The sequence below is a fragment of the Sphingobium sp. JS3065 genome (genome assembly GCF_026427355.1).
Classification (GTDB): Bacteria; Pseudomonadota; Alphaproteobacteria; order Sphingomonadales; family Sphingomonadaceae; genus Sphingobium.
The window spans coordinates 682,938-704,320 of record NZ_CP102664.1 but is presented as its reverse complement, the minus strand read 5'-3'; the positions used below and the strand labels follow the sequence as shown (position 1 = coordinate 704,320).

Sequence of the window (21,383 nt, the reverse complement as noted above, 5' to 3'; positions counted from 1 at the left end):
CTTGCCCCCGCCCTCACCCACGCTTAGATTGAACATATGGCCGATCACCACCACCACGACCATCATGAACCGGCAGGCGACAGTCTGGCGGATGCCGCGCGCGCCACGCTGGAGGCGAGCCAGGAACAATGGACGCCGATGCGCGCCGCCATCTTCGACGCTCTGGCGGCGGAGGAAACGCCCGCATCGGCCTATGACATAGCCGATACCGTGTCGAAGGCGCGGGGAAAGCGGGTGGCGCCCAACAGCGTCTACCGCATCCTGGACCTGTTCGTGGCCAACAATATCGCGATGCGGGTGGAAAGCGCCAACGCCTATATCGCCAATGTGCATCCCGGCTGCCATCACGACTGCATCTTCCTGGTGTGCAAAGGCTGCAAGCAGGCAACCCATGTCGATGACGACAAGGTGACGGACAAGGTCCGCGCCGTCGCCAGGGCGGAGGGTTTCCAGCCGGAACGCCCGGTCATCGAGATATTGGGCACCTGCGCCAAATGCGCGGCGTGAGGGAGACGTTGCGCTTCGGCCCGGAACGGCCTAGCGCGGTCGGGAGTCTATGTCTTACATGAACGATCGCCCCTCCACCCCGCTGCTTGACCAGGTCGTCTGGCCTGCCGACCTGCGCAAACTGCAACCCGACCGGCTTCGGCAACTGGCCGACGAGCTGCGGCAGGAAGTGATTTCCGCCGTGGGCGTGACGGGCGGCCATCTGGGGTCCGGGCTGGGCGTGGTGGAGCTGACCACCGCCATCCATTATGTGTTCGATACGCCCAACGACAAGCTGGTCTGGGATGTCGGCCATCAATGCTATCCGCACAAGATACTGACCGGGCGGCGGGACCGCATCCGCACCCTGCGCCAGGGCGGCGGGCTGAGCGGCTTCACCAAGCGGACGGAGAGCGAGTTCGACCCCTTCGGCGCGGCGCATAGCTCCACCTCGATCAGCGCGGCGCTGGGCTTTGCCGTGGCGAACAAGATGCAGGGCAAGCCGGGCAAGGGCATCGCCGTCATCGGCGACGGCTCCATGTCGGCGGGCATGGCCTATGAGGCGATGAACAATGCGCGGGAGGCCGGGAACCGGCTAATCGTGATCCTGAACGACAACGACATGTCGATTGCGCCCCCCGTCGGCGGCCTGTCGGCCTATCTGGCGCGGCTGGTGTCGAGCCGGGAGTTTCTGGGTCTGCGCGACCTGGCCAAGCGGCTGGCGCGCAAGCTGCCCCGCCCGCTCCACAACGCGGCGCGCAAGACCGACGAGTTCGCGCGCGGCATGGCGATGGGCGGGACATTGTTCGAGGAACTGGGCTTTTACTATGTCGGGCCGATAGACGGGCATAATCTGGACCAGTTGATCCCGGTGCTGGAAAATGTCCGCGACGCGGCGGAGGGGCCGTGCCTGGTCCATGTCGTGACGCAGAAGGGCAAGGGCTATGCCCCGGCCGAGGCGGCGGCGGACAAATATCATGGCGTGCAGAAGTTCGACATCATCACCGGCACGCAGGCCCAGGCGCCTCCGGGACCGCCCAGCTACACCGGCGTCTTCGCCAAGGCGCTGATCGCGGAGGCGAAACGCGATCCGGCGGTGTGCGCGATCACCGCCGCCATGCCTTCGGGCACGGGGCTGGACAAATTCGCCGCCGCCTTTCCCGACCGGACGTTCGACGTCGGCATTGCTGAGCAACACGCCGTGACCTTCGCGGCGGGTCTGGCAGCGCAGGGAATGCGGCCCTTCTGCGCGATCTATTCGACTTTCCTCCAGCGCGCCTATGATCAGGTCGTGCATGACGTGGCGATCCAGAATCTGCCGGTGCGCTTCGCCATCGACCGGGCGGGGCTGGTCGGTGCGGACGGTTCGACCCATGCGGGCAGCTTCGACGTGACCTACCTTGCCAGCCTGCCTAATTTCGTCGTCATGGCGGCCGCTGACGAAGCGGAGCTGGTCCATATGGTCCACACCTGCGCCGTGCATGACGACGGGCCGATCGCGGTGCGCTATCCGCGCGGCAATGGTACGGGGATCGCCCTGCCCGAGACACCGGAGCGGCTGGAGATCGGCAAGGGCCGCATCGTCCGTGAAGGACGGCAAGTCGCGATATTGTCGCTCGGCACCCGGCTGGAGGAGGCGCTGAAGGCGGCGGAAGCGCTGGAGGCCAAGGGGCTTTCGACCACCGTTGCCGACCTGCGCTTCGCCAAGCCGTTGGACGAGGCCCTGATCCGCAAGTTGCTGACCACCCATGAAGTCGCCGTCACCATAGAGGAAGGGTCCATCGGCGGCCTTGGCGCGCATGTGCTGACTTTGGCGAGCGACCAGGGGCTGATCGACAATGGCCTCAAGCTGCGAACCATGCGCCTGCCCGACATCTTCCAGGATCAGGACAAGCCTGAGAAGCAATATGCCGATGCACGGCTGGATGCGGAGGCCATTGTTGATACGGTGCTGACGGCGCTGCGCCATAATAGCGCGGGCATCGGGACGGAGGTGCGGGCCTGATTGGCAACCGGAAGGTTGCATGAACTTCCTGGCGCACCTATATTGGCAACCAGGAGGTTGCCGATATGACCGATGCCATCATCAAGACCATCGAGATCGCTGCGCCCATCGACAAGGTCTGGGACGCGCTGATCGATCATGAGAAGTTTGGAGCTTGGTTCCGCGTGGCGTTGGACCAGCCCTTTGCCGTGGGTCGGGCCTCGACGGGGCAGATGACCTATCCGGGCTATGAACATTATCGCTGGGAAGCGCGGGTCGTGGCGATCGAACCGATGACGCGCTTCGCCTATGAATGGCCCGCGACCGGGGACGACAAGGAATTGATGGAGAGCGGCGTGCCGGCGCCCGAATGGACGCTGGTGGAATTCATGCTGGAGCCGGTGGGAGAAGGCACGCGACTGACCGTCACCGAGAGCGGGTTCGACAAGGTGCCGGAACCCCGGCGGAGCAATATCATGCGGTCCAACGACGGCGGCTGGGCCGAACAGGTGAAGAATATCCGCGACTATGTCGAGGGTTGATGGCTCCCCTGCCCGGCTGTTTGCGGCGCTGGGGGATACGACGCGGCTGGGGTTGATCGGGCGGCTTTCCGAGGGTGGGGAGCGGTCTATCGTCCAGTTGGGCGATGGATTGCCGATCAGCCGTCAGGCGGTGGCGAAGCATCTGGATGTGCTGCTTGGCGCCGGGTTGGTGCGGCGGACCCGGAGCGGGCGGGAGGTGCTGTTCACCCTGCGTCCGGAGGTCGTCGCAGAAGCGCGGGACTGGCTCGACAAGGTCGGGAGTCAGTGGGACGGGACTTTGGGCCGGTTCAAGGAATTTGCCGAGAACCAGCCCTAAGTTACTGGTTCATTGCGGAGTGGAGGCGCGGGCGTCCTGGCCGTCGCCTTCCGGGGCGGCGATGATGTCGCGGGTGGTGGCGCCCTTGTCCACGACTTCGGTGCCCGGATCGCCCGCCGATGAGCGGATGCCTGCGGCGGCATTGGCACGGCCGGCGGCGTTCAGCGTGCCGGTTTCGGCGGCGCTGCGCGCGGCGGGACCGCCGAACATGGCCTCCATCGCGGCCTTGCTGGAATCCACCTGCGCGGCGGCCGGGGTGCCCGGAGCGGGCGGAACCAGCGCGAAGTCGGGCGGGATCACCAGCGGCGCCTGACGCGACACGGCGAACTCATCGGGGCGGGTGCGGTTGAACAGGCCGCCACCGCCGCCGCAAGCGGACAACATGGAAATAAGGCCAGCGGCGAGGATCAGTTTACGCATCAGTTCAGAGACTCCGTCTTTGCGCCCTTCTCGCGCAGCAGAAGCGCCCGCGCAAGCAGGATCAGCACGCCGAAAGTGATGGCCGCATCGGCCAGGTTGAAAATCAGGAAAGGCCGCCATTCGCCGAAATGCAGGTCGGCATAGTCGATCACAAAGCCCAGGCGCACGCGGTCGATGATGTTGCCGATCGCGCCGCCGAGGACCAGGCCGAGCGCCGCGACATCCTGCCGCTCCTTTTCGCGCCACATCCACACCCCCACAAAGCCCGCGATCAGCATGGTCATGCCGACCAGTATCCAGCGCATCACATCCGTTTCGGCATGGAAGAAACCCATCGAAACCCCGCGATTTTCCAGCCAGCGCAGGCGGAAGACCGGCAGGATTTCAATGCCGTCGTCCATCCGGCTTTTCAGCGCCAGCGGATAGGTGACGGTATATTTGACGAGTTGGTCGAGCGCGAGCGTGACGGTCGCGACGATCAGGCCGAGGGGGCGGTGGTTGAGGGCCGCCATCAGCACTGTGCCCGAAAGTAGTTGGGTAACATAGGTGACACGAAAGAACCCCAGATAAGCGCCATTGCTTTATTGTTCACTTGCTACAGCCTGCGTCCCACAGCGCTATAGCCGAGGAACGCGGATGTAGGACAGGGGAAGTTTTAGCTGGCGAGCACCTCGTCGCAGCGGCCGCAGAGCGCGCCGTCCTCTTCCACTTCCGGCAGCAGGCGCCAGCAGCGGCCGCATTTGTGCCAGTCGCTGGGTTTCACTGCGATACCGTCGCCCTTGCCCGTTTCGATGCGGGCGACGATGGCGATTTCGGCGAAGTTCACACCGTCGCTGGGGACCGTCAGCCCCATGGTGACATCGGCCTCCAGGCTGGAGCGGATGATCTTTTCGCGGCGGAGCGGTTCGATGGCTTCGTTGACCTGATCGCGCTGGTTGCGGATTTCGGTCCATTTGTCGTCCAGGCTCCGGTCCAGCCATGCTGCATCGACTTCCGGCCATTCCAGGAAATGGACGCTTTCTTCGGGGTTTGCGTAGCGGCTTTGCCACACTTCCTCAGCGGTGAAGGGGATGATCGGCGCGGCGTAGCGGACCAGGGCGTGGAACAGCGTGTTCAGGACCGTGCGATAGGCGCGGCGCTTGGGGTCGGACTTCGCGTCGCAATAGAGGCAGTCCTTGCGGATATCGAAGAAGAAGGCCGACAGGTCGCCGTTGGCGAAGTCGAACAGGGCGCGGGTGTAGCGGCTGAATTCGAGCCAGTTTTCGCTGCCCGCCGCCTTTTCGACCACGCCCTTGAGGTCGGCGTCGAGCTTCGCCAACAGGTGGAGCATGTAGCGCTCCAGTTCCGGCATCTCGCTGACGGGCAGCTTTTCATCATCAGAGAAATCGGAAAGAGCACCCAGCAAGTAACGGAAACTGTTGCGAAGTTTGCGATAGGCGTCCGACGAACCGGCCAGCACTTCCTTGCCGATGCGGACGTCGTCAAAATAGTCGGTGCTTGCGACCCAGACGCGGAGGATGTCGGAGCCGCTTTCCGCGATGACCTTCAGCGGGTCGACCACATTGCCGAGGCTCTTCGACATTTTGCGGCCCTGCCCGTCCAGCGCGAAGCCGTGGGTGAGAACGGCGTCATAAGGCGCGCGGCCGCGGGTACCGCTGCTTTCCAGCAGGGACGACTGGAACCAGCCGCGATGCTGGTCGGAACCTTCGAGATAGAGGTCGGCGCGGGCATTGGGGCCATAGCGGCCCTCTACCACGAAGCTGTGGGTGGAGCCGCTGTCGAACCAGACGTCGAGGATGTCGTTCACCACCTCATAGTCGTTGAGGTCGTAATCCGGGCCGAGCAGGGCCTGATGGTCGGCGCCGAACCATGCGTCGGCGCCTGCGCCCTTGAACGCCTCGATGATGCGGGCATTGACTGCCTTATCAACGAGATATTCGCCAGTCTTGCGATGGACATAGAGGGCGATGGGCACGCCCCAGGCGCGCTGGCGGCTGATCACCCAGTCGGGACGCCCCTCCACCATCGAGCGGATGCGGTTGATCGAGCGTTCGGGAACCCAGCGGGTGTGTTCGATGGCATTGAGGGCGAGGTCGCGTAGGGTGGCGGCGTTGTCGCCCTCACCCTTCCCACTCGCTTGCGCGAGCGGGCCCCTTCCCTCTCCCGCAGGAGAGGGAGACCACGGCGCGCTGCGATCCATCGGGATGAACCATTGGGGGGTGCAGCGGAAGATGATCTTCGCTTTCGAGCGCCAGCTATGGGGATAGCTGTGCTTGAAGTCGTCGGACGCCGCCAGAAGCCCGCCTGCTTCGCGCAGGTCGGTGCAGATCGGGCCGTCCTTGCTGACGAATTTCGGGTTGATGACCGATCCCTGACCGCCAAGCCAGAGCCAGTCGTCGCGATATTTGCCGTCATTTTCGACCGCGAAGACGGGGTTGATGCCATTCGCCTTGCAGAGCGCGAAGTCGTCCTCGCCATGGTCGGGCGCCATATGGACGAGGCCGGTGCCCGCGTCGGTGGTGACGAAATCGCCCGCGAGGAACGGGCGGGGCTTGGCGAAGAAGCCGCCGAGATGGTGCATCGGGTGGCGGGCGACGGCTCCGGCGAGGTCGGTGCCTTTAAAAGCCGGGGTATTTTCGAATTGAACTTCAGGGACGACTTCGTCTGGAAAATCAGCCACGAATTGCGCCTTGATCGCACCATCCAACCGATTGATGAAAGAACCGAGCAATTCTTTGGCTACGACAAATTTACGACCAGCCCATTGCCCACGCTCAAAACGTGACCAAACGCAAACATACTCAACCTCCGGCCCATAGGCCAAGGCCTGGTTCACCGGGATCGTCCAAGGCGTCGTCGTCCAGATCACCGCATGGGCGCCGACCAGTTCCGGCGCGTTCGGCGCTTCGACAATCTCGAACGCCACATCGATCTGGGTCGAGACGATATCCTCATATTCGACCTCCGCCTCGGCCAGCGCGGTTTTTTCGACCGGGGACCACATGACGGGCTTGGCGCCGCGATAAAGCTGGCCGCTTTCGGCGAATTTCAGCAGTTCGGACACGATGGTCGCTTCGGCGTCGAACTTCATGGTGAGATAGGGATCGTCCCAGTCGCCCATGACGCCAAGGCGCTTGAACTGCTCCTTCTGAACGCCGACCCATTTGTCCGCATAGGCGCGGCATTCGGCGCGGAATTCTTGGGGCGCAACCTCGTCCTTATTCTGCTTCTTCTTGCGATATTCCTCCTCGATCTTCCATTCGATGGGGAGGCCGTGGCAGTCCCAGCCGGGGACATAGGGCGCGTCCTTGCCGAGCAGCGACTGGCTGCGGACGATGATGTCCTTCAGCACCTTGTTCATCGCATGGCCCATATGGATGTCGCCATTGGCATAGGGCGGGCCGTCGTGGAGGATGAAGCGTTCCCGGCCCTTCCGCCGTTCGCGCAGCTTGCCGTAGAGGTCCATTTCCTCCCAGCGCGCCAAAATGGCCGGTTCCTTCTGCGCGAGGCCCGCCTTCATCGGGAAGTCGGTGACGGGAAGGAAGACGGTGCTCTTATAGTCTGGCTGGTCGGTCATTTTGGGTCCGGCGGTGAAATGCAAACGCCGTTCATGCTGAGCGAAGTCGAAGGGCCAAACCGAACGTAGCGAAACACTTCGCTCCGCTCAGTGGGGGCTTCGACCTCGCTCAGCCCGAACGGAAATAATGAAGGGTGGCCCTACGCGAGGTGGGGCGTTCCCGCAAGGATTTGCCGCGCATCGTCGCAGTCCTTCGCAATGGCGGCCATCAGGGCGTCGAGGCCGTCAAACTTCGCTTCGGGGCGGAGGAAGTGGATCATCTGAACCTCTATCCGCTGATCGTAGAGACTTTCGGCGAAGTCGAAGAAATGCGGTTCCAGCAATTCCTTGGGCGGATCGAAACTGGGGCGGATGCCGAGATTGGCGGCGCCGTCCAGCACCCGGCCATCCGGGAGCAGGCCGCGCACGGCGTAGATGCCATAGGCCGGGCGCAGATAATGGCCCAGGTCGACATTGGCGGTCGGGAAACCGATGGTGCGGCCCAGCTTGTCGCCATGCTGGACCGTACCCTCTATAGTGAAGGGGCGGGTCAGCAGGCGGGTGGCCATGGCGCAATCGCCGGATTTCAGCGCCTGCCGGATCCGGGTGGAGGAGATGATGTCGCCATCCTGCCCCGTGATCGGGGCCACGGCCTGCGCGGCGATGCCGAGGGGCGCGCCCAGTTCCGCAAGGGTTGCGATGGAACCGGCGCGGTCCTTGCCGAAGGTGAAATCCTCCCCGGTCACGACTCCGGCGACGCCCCATTGCGCCAGCAGATCGACGAAAGCCTGCGGGTCGAGCGCGGCCAGTCCGCGGGTGAAGTCGAAGACCAGCATCGCGTCGGCGCCCGCCCTGGCGAACAGGCGTTCGCGCTGATCGAGCGTCGTCAGGCGGAACCAGGGCGTTTCCGGGCGGAACAGCCGCATGGGATGCGGGTCGAAGGTGGCGATGATCGCCGGGCGGCCCTGCGCGCTGGCAAGCGCTATGGCGCGGCGGGCAACGGCCTGGTGCCCGGCGTGAAATCCGTCGAAATTCCCCAGCGCCATGATGCTGCCGCGCAGATGGGCGGGCATCGGGGCGCTGCTGTGCAGCCGCTCCATGAGGCGCGCTATAGGGGTGTGTCCGGCCGCTGGCAATGCGTGGCCGGGCGGCGGAAGGTGACGAAGCTGTAGGCGGGGCGGCCGTCTTTCGCGGGATGATCTTCGCGGGCGGTTTCCTGCCATTCGGCAGGGTCGGGATAGGCGATATGGGTGTCGCCTTCCGCGTCGACATGGACTTCGGTGAGTTCGATGCGGTGGGCGAGCGGCAGGAAGAGGCGATAGATTTCCGCGCCGCCGATCACCGCGACCGTGGCGGCAGCGGCCTTTGCGATGGCGGTTTCCGCCGTGGGGACAGGTTCGGCGCCCTCCCCTGCCCATGCGCTGTCGCGGGTAAGGACGATGTGGCGGCGGCCGGGGAGCAGGCCGGGCAGGCTGTCGAAGGTCTTGCGGCCCATGACCATCGGGTGGCCCAGGGTCAGCGCCTTGAAATGCCGGAGGTCGGCGGGCAGGCGCCAGGGCAGGTCGCCATCCTTGCCGATCACGCCATTGTCCGCGCGGGCGAGGATGAGGACGATTTCAGGGGCGGGATGGGTCATGACGCCTGCCTGGCTCTCTTCAAGAAGAAGAGAGGGGCTTCGACAGGCGCAGCCCGAACGGTGGTGGGGTGTCGGGCTGTTTCGATCATAGGGTCAAGCGGGTGACGTGGCCCATCTTGCGGCCGGAGCGGGCTTCATGCTTGCCGTAGAGGTGCAGGTGGTTGGCCGGATCGGACAGGATTTGCAGCCAGTCATTGGCCTGTTCGCCGATCAGATTATGCATCTCGACCTTTGCGGCGGCGAGGCCGGTGTCGCCCAGCGGCAGGCCGCAAATGGCGCGGACATGGTTTTCGAACTGGCTGGTGAGCGCGCCTTCGATGGTCCAGTGGCCGCTATTGTGAACGCGGGGGGCCATTTCGTTGAAGACCGGGCCGTCGGCGCTGGCGAAATATTCCAGCGTCAGGACGCCGACATAGTCGAGGGCGTCGGCGACCTTCGACGCGAGGGCGCGGGCTTCGGGAAGCTGGCCTTCGATCAGGGAGCCTGCGGGGACCGTGGACGTGTCGAGAATGCCGTCCTTATGGACGTTGGCGGCGGAGTCCCAGAAACGAATCTGGCCGTCCGCGCCGCGAACGAGGATGACGGAAAATTCCTGCGCGAAGGTGACGAAGCCTTCCAGTATGGCGCTCTGGCGCTGAATCGCGTTCCATGCGCGCACCGCGTCGCCGGGGTCGGAAAGGCGGGCCTGCCCCTTGCCGTCATAGCCCATGCGGTTGGTTTTCAGGATCGCCCTGCTGCCGATCCGGTCGATGGCTTCTTCCAGGTCGTCCAGGCTTTCGACCGGGGCGAAGGGGGCGGTCAGGCCGCCAAGGTCGCAGACGAAGCGCTTTTCGGCGAGGCGGTCCTGCGCGATGCGCAGCGCCTGCGCGCCGGGGCGGACGAGGCCGTGCGTGGCGAGGACTTCGATGGCCAAGGGGTCGATATTCTCGAACTCATAGGTCACCACGTCGACGCTGTCGGCGAAGGCCGCGAGGGCGGCGGCGTCTTCATAGGCGCCCTGCGTCCAGCGGGGGGAAACGTCGGCGGCGGGGCCGCTCGTTTCCGGGGCGTAGATGTGGGTGCGATAGCCAAGCTGCGCGGCGGCGATGGCGATCATGCGGCCAAGCTGGCCGCCGCCTAATATGCCGATGGTGGAGCCGGGCGCGATCGTCGTCATCTTATTCCGGGGTTTCCGCTACGTCGTTGGTCTGCTTGGCGCGCCAGGCGTCCAGCCGCTGGGCCAGCGCTTCGTCGGTGGTGGCGAGGATGGAGGCGGCCAGCAGCGCCGCGTTGATCGCGCCGGGCTTGCCGATGGCGAGCGTGCCCACGGGGATGCCGCCGGGCATCTGGACGATGGAGAGCAAGCTGTCCATGCCCTTCAATGCCTTGGATTCCACGGGGACGCCCAGGACCGGGAGGCGGGTCATCGATGCTGCCATGCCGGGGAGGTGCGCGGCGCCGCCTGCACCGGCGATGATGACTTTCAGGCCACGGTCGACCGCGCCGGTGGCGTAGTCGTAGAGGCGCTGCGGGGTGCGGTGGGCGGAAACGACCTTGCATTCATGGGCGACGCCGAGCGCTTCGAGGGTTTCGGACGCATGGCGCATCGTTTCCCAGTCGGATCGGCTGCCCATGATGATGCCGACTTTTGCGGCTTCGACTGCCCCGGTCATTTCGCTTGGCGCTTCCCTGGATGGTGCGGAAAGCAAAGCCCCTTAGCGGGAGGTTGGCGGAGGGGCAATGCTTCTTTCTCCCCGCCCCTTCAAGGGAGGGGCCGGGGGTGGGTGTGCCGGGCGAGCGGCAATCCGTAGCGGTTAGGACAGGAGCTCGCTGCGCTCGCACCCACCCCTAGCCCTTCCCTTGAAAGGGTGGGGGACTTTTTAGCGTTCCGACAGATAGTAGCGGTCCTTGGCCGTCAGGTCGTCGGCGAGGTCATAGACGATGGGCTGGCCGGTCGGGATTTCCAGTTCGGTGATCTCGTCATCGGGGATGTTCGACAGATGCTTCACCAGTGCGCGGAGCGAGTTGCCGTGGGCGGAGATGACGACGCGCTTGCCCGCCTTCAGGTCGGGAGCGATGCGTTCCTCCCAATAGGGGAGCACGCGGGCGATGGTGTCCTTCAGCGATTCCGTCGAGGGGATGGCGATGCCCGCATAGCGGCGGTCCTTCGACAGGTCGAATTCGCTGCCCGCCTCCAGCGGCGGCGGCGGCGTGTCGAAGCTGCGGCGCCAGATCTTCACCTGATCGTCGCCATGCCTGGCCGCCGTCTCCGCCTTGTTGAGGCCGGTGAGGCCGCCATAATGGCGTTCGTTGAGGCGCCAGTCCTTTTCCACGGGCAGCCAGAGGCGGCCCATCTCCTCCAGCACCAGGTTCAGCGTCTTGATCGCGCGGGTCTGGACGGAGGTGTAGCACTGGTCGAAATCCAGCCCCTTTTCCTTGAGCAGGCGACCGGCGGCGCGGGCTTCCTCCGCGCCCTTTTCGGTCACGTCCACGTCCCACCAGCCGGTAAAGCGGTTTTCGAGATTCCAGGCGGACTGGCCGTGGCGGATGAGGACGAGGGTGGGCATGGGGCGCGTCTCCTGGACAAGAGCTAAATGTTGCGCCCTCCCATAGCGTTGGAAATATCCAGCGCAAGCTTGCGCAACCCCCGCCCGCCCCCACATTGCAGTCGATCCGTCGATGGGATAGCCCATGCGGGCGTTGGAAGAAGGAAGCGGCGACTTGGCATTCGTGAAGGGCATGTGGCGCATATTGGTCGCCATCAAGGACGGGCTGGTGCTGCTGTTCCTGCTGGGCTTCTTCGGCCTTCTCTATGCGGCGCTGTCCTGGTCGCCCAAGCCCGCGCAGAGCGTGCGCAGCGGCGCGCTGTTGCTGAAGCTGGAGGGCAGCATCGTCGAGCAGCCTTCCGAGGTCGATCCGATGGCGCTGCTGACGGGCGGGAACGACCGGGCGAAGGAATATGGGTTGGCCGACATCGTCGCCGCGCTGGACGCCGCCAGGGATGACAAGAAGGTCAAGGCCGTGGTGCTGAACCTGGACGGGTTCGCGGGCGGCGGTCAGGTGGCGCTGGCGCGGGTGGGAAAGGCGCTGGACGCCGTGCGCGCCGCGAAGAAGCCGGTCTTCGCCTATGCGACCATCTATAGCGACGACGGCTATCAACTGGCCGCCCATGCCAGCGAAAGCTGGGTCAATCCGCTGGGCGGCGTGGCGATCACCGGGCGCGGCGGATCGGGGCTTTACTATAAGGGGCTGATCGACAAGCTGGGGGTCAACACCCATGTCTATCGCGTCGGCACCTATAAGAGCTTTGTCGAACCCTTCACACGGACCGGCCAGTCGCCGGAGGCGAAGCAGGCCAACCAGGCGCTGGCCGATGCGCTGTGGGAGGATTGGAAGCAGGACGTCGCCAGGGCGCGGCCCAAGGCCAGGCTGGCGGCCTATGTCGGCAATCCGGCGGGCCTGGCGGAGGCGGCTGGCGGCAATCTGGCAAAGGCGGCGCTGGGCGCGGGCCTGATCGACAGGCTGGGCGACGAAGCGGCCTTTGGGGCGCGGGTGGCGGAGGTGGCGGGCGACGCGCCGGACGACAAGGACGGGGACTTCGCGGCCATCGACCTGCGCACCTATATGAAGGCGCACAAGCCCGCCGATGACGGGGATATCGGCGTGCTGACCATCGCGGGCGATATCGTCGATGGCGAGGCCGGGCCGGGCACGGCGGCGGGCGACACGATTTCGGGGCTGCTGCGCAAGGCGCTGGCGGAGAAGGATTTGAAGGCGCTGGTGGTGCGGGTCGATTCGCCGGGCGGATCGGTGATGGCGTCGGAGAAGATCCGCAGCGCCATCATGGAGGCCAAGACCGACGGACTGCCGGTCGTGGTGTCCATGGGCAATGTCGCGGCCAGCGGCGGTTATTGGGTGTCGACGCCCGCGAACGTCATCTTTGCCGAGCCGGACACGATCACCGGGTCGATCGGCGTGTTCGGCATCCTCCCAAGTTTCGAGGGCACGTTGGCGAAGATCGGCGTGACCACCGACGGGGTGAAGACGACGCCGCTTTCCGGCCAGCCCGACGTGGCCGGGGGCACGACGCCGGAATTCGACCGGATCATGCAGATGGGGGTCGAGGATATTTACGGCCGCTTCGTCGGGCTGGTCGCGCAATCCCGGCGCAAGACGCCGCAGCAGATCGACGCCATCGCGCAGGGCCGTGTGTGGGACGGCGGCACGGCGCGGCAGATCGGGCTGGTGGATCGCTTCGGCGGGCTGGAGGACGCGATTGCCGAGGCGGCGAAGCTGGCGAAGATCGATCCGGCCAAGGCCAAACCCTATCGCATCGCCAAGGAGCCGGACAAATTCGCGGAATTCGTCCAGTCCATCGTGGATCGCGAGGATGAGGATGATGCCGGGGCGCCCGATAGCCTGATGGGGCGCGACCTGCTGGGACGGCAGGCGATGGTGCAGCGGAACTGGGCCTTGCAGGCTGTTTCCGACGTGCGCGCGCTGGTGAGCGGCGCCGGAGTGCGGGCGGATTGCCTGGAATGCCGCGGCTATGGCGCGCCGCGAGTGGCGAAGGCCGCGGATGAGCGGGGGCTGATGGCCGTGCTGCTGGGCTTCTGGCGGTAGGGCGGGAGACGGACCTGTCCAGATCCTCCCTGTGGGAGGATCAGGCCTTGTAATGCGGCAGGCCGAGACCTCGCCAGATCGCCGCCGCCCGCAGCAGGAAACCGAGCAGCGCGGCGATCAGCCCGGCGACGGGAACGTCCAGCCCCCACCAGTGCAGCACCACGAACAGGCCCGACGACAGCGCCGCCGCCGTCACATAAAGTTCCGGACGCAACAGGATCGACGGTTCCCCCGCCAGCAGATCGCGCATGATGCCGCCGACGCAGCCGGTGACGATACCCATCATCGCCGCGACGAAGGGCGGAACCCCATAGCTCATCGCCTTGGCCGCGCCATAGACGGCGAAGGCGGTCAGGCCCACGGCGTCGAGCCAGTCGAGGGCGCGCTCGCTCCACAGGCGGCGCGGCGTGAACCAGACGAGCAGCGCCGCGATCATGCAGGTGATGGCGGGCACTGCGTCATGCACCCAGAAGACCGGCGCGCCGATCAGCAGGTCGCGGACCGTGCCGCCCCCCACCCCCGTCACCAGCGCGAAGAAAGCGAAGGTCACCATCGTCAGCCTCAGGCGCGCCGCCGCCAGCGCGCCGGAGGCAGCGAAGACGAAAATGCCGACGATGCTCAGCGTTTCGAGGACCGGACCGATCTGGTGAAAGGCGATGGCAGGTTGCAGCATGGGCGGAGTTAACCGCCGTCAGCCGCTTCTGTCGAGCCATCTCAAGCGGGAATCCCTATTTCGCGAGTTCACCCTCGATCACGGCGATCAGGGCGGCGTCATCGGGCGCGGTCGTCGGCGCGAAACGGGCAACCACGCTCCCGTCCTTGCCGATCACGAATTTTTCGAAATTCCACAGGACTTCAGGTTCGGGATTGGGCGTGATGCCATAGCCTTGCAGCTTTTCGCGGAAGGCGGCGCCGTCGCCCTGCGCTTCCGGCTGGGCGTTGGTCAGCGCGGCGTAGAGCGGGTGCTTTTCCGGGCCAGTGACGACGATCTTTTCGAACATCGGGAAATCGACGCCAAAATTGGTGGTGCAGAAGGTCGCGATCTCTTCATTGCTGCCCGGCTCCTGCGCGCCGAAATCATTGGCGGGGAATCCGGCGACCACCAGCCCCCGATCCTTGTAATCGGCATAGAGTTTTTCCAGCCCCTCATATTGCGGGGTCAGTCCGCATTTGGAGGCGACATTGACCGCCAGCACCACCTTGCCGGCATAGTCGGTCAGGCTGGCGTCGGCGCCCTTGATGGTCTTGAGCGGGATTTGCTGAATATCGGTCATCATATCATCTCCTTGAAAAACAGGCGGCGGGTCGCGCCGTCAAATTGCCGCTCCGAAAAGCTTGCCCACGCCGGAGGTCGCCAGCATCGCGAACACGCCCCAGAAGACGACGCGAGCGACGGCGCGCACGATCCCGCCGCCGCCGAGCCGCGCCCCGATATAGCCCAGCACGGCCAGGCAAAGCAGGGACGTGACCGCAACGGCCATGATGGCATGGGATGGGCTGGCCACCGCCGCCAATACGGGCGCGACGGCTCCGACGGAAAAGGTCGCGGCGGATGTCAGCGCGGCCTGGATCGGGCGGGCGGTGCTGATTTCGGAAATGCCCAGTTCATCCCGCGCATGGGCGGCCAGCGCGTCGACATTCATCAACTGGGTCGCCACCTGACCGGCAAGGTCCGGTGTCAGCCCGCGAGCGGCATAGATGTCGCGCAGTTCCTCCCATTCCACATGCGGCTGCTGGGCCAGCGCCTTCTTTTCCTTGGCCAGATCGGCGCGCTCCGTATCGGATTGGGCGCTGACGGAGACATATTCGCCCGCCGCCATAGACATGGCCCCGGCGACCAGCGCGGCTATGCCGGAAAGCAGGATAGTCTCCCGCGCCGCGCCGGACGCCGCGATGCCGGTGAGCAGGCTGGCGGTAGAGACGATGCCGTCATTGGCGCCCAGAACGGCGGCGCGCAGCCAGCCTACGCGGTTGACATAATGGACCGCATGATGGCCGTCGATCATGTCCTTGTCCTGCATCGTCGCGGACTGTTCCATGCGCTTTCCCCAGACTGGCTGTCCTGGCTATCAGATGAGGGGATAGGCGCAAGGCCTAAGCGCCCAGGCCTTCCGCCTTTTCCGCCAGTTCCAGCCAGCGTTCCTCCGCCGCGTCCTTTTCGGCGCGGGCCTTTTCGATGGCCTTGGTGAGCGTGTCGAATTTCTTCGGGTCGCGGCTGTAGAGATTGGGATCGGCCAGCGCTTCCTCGTCGCGGGCGATGGCGGCCTCTATCTCCTCGATGCGCTGGGGGATCAGGTCGTAGTCGCGCTGGTCCTTGTAGCTGAGCTTGGTCGAGGCGGTTTTCTGCGGCGGCGGCGCGGCGGCCTTCTTCTCGGCCCTGGGCGCGTTCTTCGGCTGGCGCTTGGCGACCCAATCGGCATAGCCGCCGACGATCACGTCGATGGTGCCGGAGCCGTCGAGGCCCAATGTCACGGTGACGGTGCGGTCGAGAAAGTCGCGGTCGTGGCTGACGATCAGGACCGTGCCTTCATAATCGGCAATCACTTCCTGGAGCAGGTCGAGCGTTTCGAGGTCGAGGTCGTTGGTCGGCTCATCCAGGATCAGCAGGTTCGATTCGCGGGCGAATTCGCGCGCGAACAGAAGGCGGGAGCGTTCACCGCCCGAAAGCGTCCCCACCCTCGCTTCCGCCAGCGAGGGGTCGAAGAGGAATTCCTTGAGATAACCGTGCACATGCTTGCGCACCCCGCGCACGTCGATCCAGTCGCCGCCTTCGGCCAGCACGTCCCGGACGCGCTTGTCGGGCTGCATCAGGCTGCGCTGCTGGTCGATGAAGATCATGTCGAGCGACTTGGCCTGTTTGACCTGGCCGGAGTCGGGCGCAAGTTCGCCGGTGAGCAGCTTCAAGAGCGTGGTCTTGCCCGCGCCGTTGCCGCCGACGATGCCGATGCGGTCGCCGCGCTGGATGCGCAGGGAGAAATCCTTGATGACGGTCCTGTCGCCGAAATTTTTCGTGACATGTTCGGCGGTGATGACGCTTTTCGTCTTGTTGTCGTCGCTGGCGACGGCGATTTTCGCGACGCCCTGCGGCCCGACCATGGCGGCGCGCTGCGCCCGCATTTCCCAGAGTTTCGCGAGACGGCCCTGGTTGCGCTTGCGCCGGGCGGTGACGCCGCGTTCCAGCCAATGGGCCTCGATCTTCAGCTTGGCGTCCAGCTTTTCGGCGGCGCGGGCTTCCTCGGCATAGACGGCTTCCATCCATTCCTCGAAACCGCCGAAGCCGATTTCGTTGCGGCGGATGCCGCCCCGGTCCAGCCACAGCGTCTGGCGCGTCAGGCGGGTCAGGAAGGCGCGGTCGTGGCTGATGACGATGAAGGCGCCGTTATAGCGGCTGAGCCAGCCCTCCAGCCAGTCGATGGCGTCGATGTCGAGATGGTTGGTCGGCTCGTCCAGCAGCAGCAGGTCGGGTTCGCTGGCCAGGGCGCGGGCGATGGCGGCGCGGCGGCGTTCGCCTCCGCTGGCGGTGGCGGCTTCGCGGTTGAGATCGGTGCCGAGCTGGCTGGCGATGGCGTCCACCTCATGGGCGGGCGGCGCGAACTGGCCCGCCAGCGCGAAATCGCGCAGCGTGGCGAAACCGCTGACGTCGGGGTCCTGCTCCAGCATGATGACGCGGGCGCCGGGGCGGACCGAGCGGTTGCCCTCATCCGGTTCGATCTGGCCGGCGATGAGCTTCAGCAGCGTGGTCTTGCCCGCGCCGTTGCGGCCGATCAGCGCCAGCCGGTCGCGTTCTCCGACGAAAATGTCGAGATTGCGGAAAAGCCAATGGGTGCCCTGGGAAAGGCCGAGATTTTCGAAGGAAAGGATAGGAGCCGCCATGGGCGTGCAGCTAGGCTTTCTCAGGGGCCGGGGCAAGAGGGGGAACCGGAAGCTGTCTGACGGCTTTCAACGCATGTCAGCGTCCGTTCATCGCAGCCGTCACAATAGACGTGCAACGCTTCTTGAGGAGAAAGCCCTGTGAAATCAACATTTGTCCTGGCCGCCCTTGGCGCCGCCCTGCCCGTCGCGGCGGTCGCGCAGACCAGCGTCACCATTGCCGAAACCGCGCCGGTCGTGACGTTGAACATTACGGAAACCGTGGAAGCCGCGCCGGACGTGGCGACGGTCGGCACCGGGGTCCAGACCCGCGCCCAGACCGCCGCGCAGGCGATGCGCGACAATGCGGTGCAGATGGACAAGCTGATCGCCGCGCTGGTGAAGGCGGGAATCCCGAAGAAGGATATCCAGACCAGCGGCATCAACCTCAGCGCGCAATATGATTACAGCAATCGCGACGGACAGCCTTCGGGGCCGCGCTTCATCGGTTATGAGGCGTCGAACCAGCTTTCGGTGAAGCTGCGCGACATCAAGAAGGTCGGCACGCTGCTCGACACGATGGTGGAGGCCGGGGCGACCAATGTGAACGGGCCTAGCTTCTCGATCGACGATCCGACGCCGATGCTGGCGCAGGCGCGGGCCGCGGCGTTGAAGAGCGCGAAGGCGCAGGCGGATTTCTATGCGCAGGCAACGGGTTATCGATCGGCGCGGCTGGTTTCGCTGGCGGAGAGCAACAGCGGCGGCCAGCCGCCCATGCCGATGATGGTGAGGGCGCAGTTCAAGGCGGATGCGGCGCCCGCCACGCCGGTCGAGCCGGGACAGGTCGGGTCTTCGGTGACGCTGACGGTTCAGTACGCGCTGGAGAAATAAGGCGCGCTGTGGTGGGAAGTGGCCAGTTGCTGACATTAGATATCCGTTCGCCCTGAGCGAAGTCGAAGGGCTCTGCTGAGCGGAGGCGAAGCATGGAAGCCTCGCTCCGCTCGGCTGAAGGCTTCGACTTGCCGGAGGCAAGTTTATCCTGAGCGCCTGCCTTGGCAGGCAGACGAAGGACTCAGCCCGAACGGAAAACTGAACGCCCGCCTTCCACCCATTATCCCATTCACCACCTGTTCAATGCTGCGCGGCTATGCCAAGGTCATGCGAATGATGCGGTTCAGACTGATTGCGGGCCTGGGAGCCATGGCGGCGCTTTTCGTCACGAATCCCGCCGCTTATTCCAGCAGCCAGCGCGACGAGCAGGATGCCGCCCGGCGCGCCATGCTGGACGGGCAGGTCATGCCCTTTTCCGTCATCAAGCGCCGGGTCGACGCCGCCATGGGCGGGGCGACCTATCTGGGCAGCGAATTCAACCCTTCATCCAACCGCTATCGCCTGAAATATGTGAAGGACGGCAAGGTGCTATGGGTTGATGCGGACGGTCGCACGGGCGATATAATCGGCTGGGCGCGTTAGTCGCGCTTACAGGCATAATAACGGAAACGGGGCTATATGCGTCTGCTGATCGTCGAAGATGAACCTAGCCTTGGGCAACAGCTCCGCAATACGCTGGAGGGCGCGGGCTATGCCGTGGACCTGGCGACCGATGGGGAAGACGGCCATTTTCTGGGCACGACGGAAAGCTATGACGCGGTGGTGCTGGACCTGGGCCTGCCGACCATCGACGGGCTGACCGTGCTGGACCGCTGGCGCAAGGAAGGCCGGGGATTTCCGGTGCTGGTGCTGACCGCGCGCGATAGCTGGTCGGACAAGGTGGCGGGTCTGGACGCGGGCGCGGACGATTATCTGGCCAAGCCGTTTCAGAGCGAGGAGTTGATCGCCCGCCTGCGCGCGCTGATCCGCCGCGCTTCGGGCAATGCGTCGAGCGAATTGAACGCCGGCGATGTCCGGCTGGACACGCGGTCGGGCAAGGTGACGCTGAAGGGCGAGCCGGTGAAGCTGACCGCGCAGGAATATAAGCTGCTTTCCTACCTGCTGCACCACAAGGGCAAGGTGGTGAGCCGCACCGAACTGATCGAACATATTTACGACCAGGATTTCGACCGCGATTCCAATACGATCGAGGTGTTCGTGACGCGCATCCGCAAGAAGCTGGGCGCGGATGTCATCACGACGATCCGGGGCCTGGGCTACAGCCTCGACGAGCCGGGGCGGTAATCACTCACCTTCCGTTCGGGCCGAGCTTGCCGAAGCCCTGTTTTTCTTCTCAAAGAAGAGCGCGGCCCTTGGACAAGCTGAGGGCGAACGGAAACAAAGGCTTCTGCGTCTTTGACTGACCAGCCCCAAGTTACCTCCACGGGATCGCTCAGCCGCCGCATGATCGGCATCGCGGCATTGTGGATCAGCCTGCTGCTGCTGGGCGGCGGGCTGGCGCTGGATCGGGTGCTGTCCGACGCGATCACGCGCAATTTCGACGACGGCATGAACTATGTGCTGACCGCCATGATCGCGTCGGCCGAAATCGGGCCGGACGGAGAGGTTCTGTTCAACCGGGAACCCGCCGACCAGCGCTTTCTGGAACCCAATAGCGGCCTTTATTACCAGATCAGCGGCAAGGGGCATGAGGATTGGCGGTCGCGGTCGCTGTGGGACCGGGCGCTCAAGGTGCAGGCGGAGCATAAGGACGACGCGCCGCATTTTTATGACAGCAACCAGTTCCCCGGCGAGGATCTGCGCGTCATGGAACGCAGCATCATCCTGCCGGGATCGAACACGCGCTGGATGTTCATGGTGGCGCAGGCGCGCGAAGGGCTGGACGCGCAGATCAAGACATTGCGCTCGACCCTGTTCCAGAGCTTCGCGTTGCTGGCGCTGGGGCTGATCGTGCTGGCGACGTTGCAGACGCTTTACGGGTTGTTGCCGCTGCGCAAGGTGCGGCATGAGATCGTGCGGATGCGCGGCGGCGAGAAGAACCGCGTGACGGAGCCGATGCCCGCCGAAGTGCTGCCGATGGTCGAGGAACTGAACGCCCTGCTCGCCCATAATGAGCGGCAGGCGGAGGAGGCGCGGACCCATGCGGGCAACCTCGCCCATGCGCTCAAGACGCCGCTGACGGTGATCATGAACGCGGCGACCGCGCAATCGCCCGATCTGGGAGACACGGTGATCCGGGAAGCGACGACGATGCGGCGGCAGGTGGACCACCACCTCGCCCGCGCCCGCGCCGTGGGACGGCGCGGCGCGGCGCAGAGCCGGGCGGAGGTGTGGACCAGCCTGGAGGCGGTCGAGCGGGCGGTCCAGCGGCTCTATCCCGATGTGCGGATCGACATGGATGGCGTGAAGGACGCTGCCGTCCGGGTCGAGCGGCAGGATCTGGACGAAATGCTGGGCAATCTGGTCGAGAATGCCGCCAAATATGGCGGCGGCAGCGTGTTCGCGACGGTCGGGCGCCATGGAGCGATGGTCGAGATATTGGTCGAGGATGACGGCGCGGGGATTCCGGAGGTGGATCGGACGCGCATCTTCGACCGGGGCGTGCGGCTCGATTCGGGGAAGCCGGGCACGGGCCTTGGCCTGGCCATCGTGCGGGATGTCGCGGAAATCTATGGCGGGTCGGTCGCTCTGGAGGAAAGCGAGGATCTGGGCGGCGCGCTGGTCCGGTTGCGGCTGCCTGCGGCCTGATGCGGCGGCATTTCTATCTGGTTTGCGGGTTGCTGTCGCTTGGCCTGGGGGCGATCGGGGCTTTCCTGCCGCTGCTGCCGACCGTGCCGTTCATGATATTGGCGGCATTCTGCTTTGCGCGGTCTAGTCCGGCGCTGGAGGCGCGGCTGGTGGACCATCGCCATTTCGGGCCGCATATCCGCCGCTGGCGGGAAAAGGGCGCGATCAGCCGGAGGGGGAAGAAGGCGGCGTTGACGGCCTTTGCGTTCAGCGTGGTGCTGGCGTTGGTATTTTCACCTTTTCCGTGGTTCTTGATCCCGGTTGCGGCTGCGTTGATCGGCGGGACATGGATTTGGACGCGGCCTGAGGGATAA

Annotated in this window: 22 protein-coding genes; 10 read left to right on the top strand and 12 right to left on the bottom strand. The window is 65.1% G+C overall.

Going from position 1 to position 21,383, the window contains the following annotated elements; translation table 11 throughout:
* Window positions 1-36 precede the first annotated feature (36 nt).
* From NUH86_RS03445 to NUH86_RS03430, 4 genes are all read left to right on the top strand, one after another.
* Window positions 37-507: a Fur family transcriptional regulator gene (locus NUH86_RS03445; protein ID WP_267251284.1), complete on the top strand. Its 471-nt coding sequence runs from the start codon at window positions 37-39 to the stop codon at window positions 505-507.
* 49 nt (window positions 508-556) lie between these two features.
* Window positions 557-2,491 carry a 1-deoxy-D-xylulose-5-phosphate synthase gene (dxs, locus tag NUH86_RS03440; RefSeq protein ID WP_267251283.1) on the top strand — a complete coding sequence of 645 codons (1,935 nt, stop codon included), beginning with the start codon at window positions 557-559 and terminating at the stop codon, window positions 2,489-2,491.
* Window positions 2,492-2,556: 65 nt separating this feature from the next.
* Complete coding sequence (locus NUH86_RS03435; RefSeq protein WP_267251282.1) at window positions 2,557-3,012, top strand: SRPBCC family protein; 456 nt, start codon at window positions 2,557-2,559, stop codon at window positions 3,010-3,012.
* Window positions 2,999-3,328, top strand: a complete 330-nt coding sequence (locus tag NUH86_RS03430) for an ArsR/SmtB family transcription factor (RefSeq protein ID WP_267251281.1) — start codon at window positions 2,999-3,001, stop codon at window positions 3,326-3,328. The genes NUH86_RS03435 and NUH86_RS03430 overlap by 14 nt, the downstream gene beginning before the upstream one ends.
* A gap of 9 nt (window positions 3,329-3,337) precedes the next feature.
* Here NUH86_RS03430 and NUH86_RS03425 read toward each other — a convergent pair whose 3' ends face one another.
* The 8 genes from NUH86_RS03425 to gpmA form a co-directional block, all read right to left on the bottom strand.
* Complete coding sequence (locus NUH86_RS03425; RefSeq protein ID WP_267251280.1) at window positions 3,338-3,748, bottom strand: DUF3035 domain-containing protein; 411 nt, start codon at window positions 3,746-3,748, stop codon at window positions 3,338-3,340.
* A complete protein-coding gene (gene lspA / locus NUH86_RS03420; RefSeq protein ID WP_267251279.1) occupies window positions 3,748-4,260 on the bottom strand; it encodes a signal peptidase II in 513 nt (170 codons plus the stop codon). Before lspA ends, NUH86_RS03425 begins: the two co-directional genes overlap by 1 nt.
* A 143-nt stretch (window positions 4,261-4,403) precedes the next feature.
* Entirely contained in the window at window positions 4,404-7,325 is a 2,922-nt protein-coding gene (gene ileS, locus NUH86_RS03415; RefSeq protein WP_267251278.1) for an isoleucine--tRNA ligase, read from the bottom strand.
* A 140-nt stretch (window positions 7,326-7,465) separates the two neighbouring features.
* Entirely contained in the window at window positions 7,466-8,404 is a 939-nt protein-coding gene (locus NUH86_RS03410; RefSeq protein WP_267251277.1) for a bifunctional riboflavin kinase/FAD synthetase, read from the bottom strand.
* 8 nt (window positions 8,405-8,412) lie between these two features.
* Complete coding sequence (locus tag NUH86_RS03405) at window positions 8,413-8,940, bottom strand: dihydrofolate reductase (RefSeq protein ID WP_267251276.1); 528 nt, start codon at window positions 8,938-8,940, stop codon at window positions 8,413-8,415.
* 85 nt (window positions 8,941-9,025) lie between these two features.
* Window positions 9,026-10,096, bottom strand: coding sequence for a 5-(carboxyamino)imidazole ribonucleotide synthase (locus NUH86_RS03400; RefSeq protein ID WP_267251275.1), 1,071 nt, complete (start codon window positions 10,094-10,096; stop codon window positions 9,026-9,028).
* 1 nt (window position 10,097) lies between these two features.
* Window positions 10,098-10,592, bottom strand: a complete 495-nt coding sequence (gene purE / locus NUH86_RS03395) for a 5-(carboxyamino)imidazole ribonucleotide mutase (protein ID WP_267251274.1) — start codon at window positions 10,590-10,592, stop codon at window positions 10,098-10,100.
* 207 nt (window positions 10,593-10,799) lie between these two features.
* On the bottom strand, window positions 10,800-11,486 hold the full coding sequence (gene gpmA, locus NUH86_RS03390; protein ID WP_267251273.1) for a 2,3-diphosphoglycerate-dependent phosphoglycerate mutase: 687 nt from the start codon (window positions 11,484-11,486) through the stop codon (window positions 10,800-10,802).
* 154 nt (window positions 11,487-11,640) lie between these two features.
* Here gpmA and sppA point away from each other — a divergent pair, with 154 nt between their 5' ends.
* The gene (gene sppA / locus NUH86_RS03385) at window positions 11,641-13,542 is read left to right on the top strand and encodes a signal peptide peptidase SppA (protein ID WP_267252025.1); all 1,902 of its coding nucleotides are present in this window, start codon (window positions 11,641-11,643) and stop codon (window positions 13,540-13,542) included.
* A 40-nt stretch (window positions 13,543-13,582) separates the two neighbouring features.
* On the opposite strand, the gene NUH86_RS03380 is transcribed toward sppA, so the two are convergent.
* The 4 genes from NUH86_RS03380 to NUH86_RS03365 are packed head-to-tail and all read right to left on the bottom strand — an operon-like array spanning window position 13,583 to window position 17,415.
* Complete coding sequence (locus tag NUH86_RS03380; RefSeq protein ID WP_267251272.1) at window positions 13,583-14,215, bottom strand: trimeric intracellular cation channel family protein; 633 nt, start codon at window positions 14,213-14,215, stop codon at window positions 13,583-13,585.
* A 55-nt stretch (window positions 14,216-14,270) separates the two neighbouring features.
* Window positions 14,271-14,816 (bottom strand): glutathione peroxidase, encoded by a 546-nt coding sequence (locus tag NUH86_RS03375; RefSeq protein ID WP_267252024.1) that lies wholly within the window; start codon window positions 14,814-14,816, stop codon window positions 14,271-14,273.
* A 39-nt stretch (window positions 14,817-14,855) separates the two neighbouring features.
* Window positions 14,856-15,581, bottom strand: coding sequence for a VIT1/CCC1 transporter family protein (locus tag NUH86_RS03370; RefSeq protein WP_267251271.1), 726 nt, complete (start codon window positions 15,579-15,581; stop codon window positions 14,856-14,858).
* A gap of 55 nt (window positions 15,582-15,636) precedes the next feature.
* Window positions 15,637-17,415 (bottom strand): ABC-F family ATP-binding cassette domain-containing protein, encoded by a 1,779-nt coding sequence (locus tag NUH86_RS03365; RefSeq protein WP_267251270.1) that lies wholly within the window; start codon window positions 17,413-17,415, stop codon window positions 15,637-15,639.
* Between the two features lie 138 nt (window positions 17,416-17,553).
* Between NUH86_RS03365 and NUH86_RS03360 the strand changes: the two genes are divergently transcribed.
* The 5 genes from NUH86_RS03360 (at window position 17,554) to NUH86_RS03340 (ending at window position 21,383) form a co-directional block, all read left to right on the top strand.
* Window positions 17,554-18,282, top strand: a complete 729-nt coding sequence (locus NUH86_RS03360) for an SIMPL domain-containing protein (protein ID WP_267251269.1) — start codon at window positions 17,554-17,556, stop codon at window positions 18,280-18,282.
* A gap of 273 nt (window positions 18,283-18,555) precedes the next feature.
* Window positions 18,556-18,864 (top strand): hypothetical protein, encoded by a 309-nt coding sequence (locus tag NUH86_RS03355; protein ID WP_416365339.1) that lies wholly within the window; start codon window positions 18,556-18,558, stop codon window positions 18,862-18,864.
* Between the two features lie 36 nt (window positions 18,865-18,900).
* Window positions 18,901-19,566 carry a response regulator transcription factor gene (locus NUH86_RS03350; protein ID WP_267251267.1) on the top strand — a complete coding sequence of 222 codons (666 nt, stop codon included), beginning with the start codon at window positions 18,901-18,903 and terminating at the stop codon, window positions 19,564-19,566.
* Between the two features lie 159 nt (window positions 19,567-19,725).
* On the top strand, window positions 19,726-21,030 hold the full coding sequence (locus tag NUH86_RS03345) for a sensor histidine kinase (RefSeq protein ID WP_267252023.1): 1,305 nt from the start codon (window positions 19,726-19,728) through the stop codon (window positions 21,028-21,030).
* Window positions 21,030-21,383, top strand: coding sequence for a YbaN family protein (locus NUH86_RS03340; RefSeq protein ID WP_267251266.1), 354 nt, complete (start codon window positions 21,030-21,032; stop codon window positions 21,381-21,383). The genes NUH86_RS03345 and NUH86_RS03340 overlap by 1 nt, the downstream gene beginning before the upstream one ends.

Coding starts and splice junctions, on each gene's coding strand:
- NUH86_RS03445 (WP_267251284.1), top strand. CDS start 37: ATGGCCGATCACCACCACCACGACCATCATGAACCGGCAGGCGACAGT.
- dxs (WP_267251283.1), top strand. CDS start 557: ATGTCTTACATGAACGATCGCCCCTCCACCCCGCTGCTTGACCAGGTC.
- NUH86_RS03435 (WP_267251282.1), top strand. CDS start 2,557: ATGACCGATGCCATCATCAAGACCATCGAGATCGCTGCGCCCATCGAC.
- NUH86_RS03430 (WP_267251281.1), top strand. CDS start 2,999: ATGTCGAGGGTTGATGGCTCCCCTGCCCGGCTGTTTGCGGCGCTGGGG.
- NUH86_RS03425 (WP_267251280.1), bottom strand. CDS start 3,748: ATGCGTAAACTGATCCTCGCCGCTGGCCTTATTTCCATGTTGTCCGCT.
- lspA (WP_267251279.1), bottom strand. CDS start 4,260: ATGGCGGCCCTCAACCACCGCCCCCTCGGCCTGATCGTCGCGACCGTC.
- ileS (WP_267251278.1), bottom strand. CDS start 7,325: ATGACCGACCAGCCAGACTATAAGAGCACCGTCTTCCTTCCCGTCACC.
- NUH86_RS03410 (WP_267251277.1), bottom strand. CDS start 8,404: ATGGAGCGGCTGCACAGCAGCGCCCCGATGCCCGCCCATCTGCGCGGC.
- NUH86_RS03405 (WP_267251276.1), bottom strand. CDS start 8,940: ATGACCCATCCCGCCCCTGAAATCGTCCTCATCCTCGCCCGCGCGGAC.
- NUH86_RS03400 (WP_267251275.1), bottom strand. CDS start 10,096: ATGACGACGATCGCGCCCGGCTCCACCATCGGCATATTAGGCGGCGGC.
- purE (WP_267251274.1), bottom strand. CDS start 10,592: ATGACCGGGGCAGTCGAAGCCGCAAAAGTCGGCATCATCATGGGCAGC.
- gpmA (WP_267251273.1), bottom strand. CDS start 11,486: ATGCCCACCCTCGTCCTCATCCGCCACGGCCAGTCCGCCTGGAATCTC.
- NUH86_RS03380 (WP_267251272.1), bottom strand. CDS start 14,215: ATGCTGCAACCTGCCATCGCCTTTCACCAGATCGGTCCGGTCCTCGAA.
- NUH86_RS03375 (WP_267252024.1), bottom strand. CDS start 14,816: ATGACCGATATTCAGCAAATCCCGCTCAAGACCATCAAGGGCGCCGAC.
- NUH86_RS03370 (WP_267251271.1), bottom strand. CDS start 15,581: ATGGAACAGTCCGCGACGATGCAGGACAAGGACATGATCGACGGCCAT.
- NUH86_RS03365 (WP_267251270.1), bottom strand. CDS start 17,415: ATGGCGGCTCCTATCCTTTCCTTCGAAAATCTCGGCCTTTCCCAGGGC.
- NUH86_RS03355 (WP_416365339.1), top strand. CDS start 18,556: ATGATGCGGTTCAGACTGATTGCGGGCCTGGGAGCCATGGCGGCGCTT.
- NUH86_RS03350 (WP_267251267.1), top strand. CDS start 18,901: ATGCGTCTGCTGATCGTCGAAGATGAACCTAGCCTTGGGCAACAGCTC.
- NUH86_RS03345 (WP_267252023.1), top strand. CDS start 19,726: ATGATCGGCATCGCGGCATTGTGGATCAGCCTGCTGCTGCTGGGCGGC.
- NUH86_RS03340 (WP_267251266.1), top strand. CDS start 21,030: ATGCGGCGGCATTTCTATCTGGTTTGCGGGTTGCTGTCGCTTGGCCTG.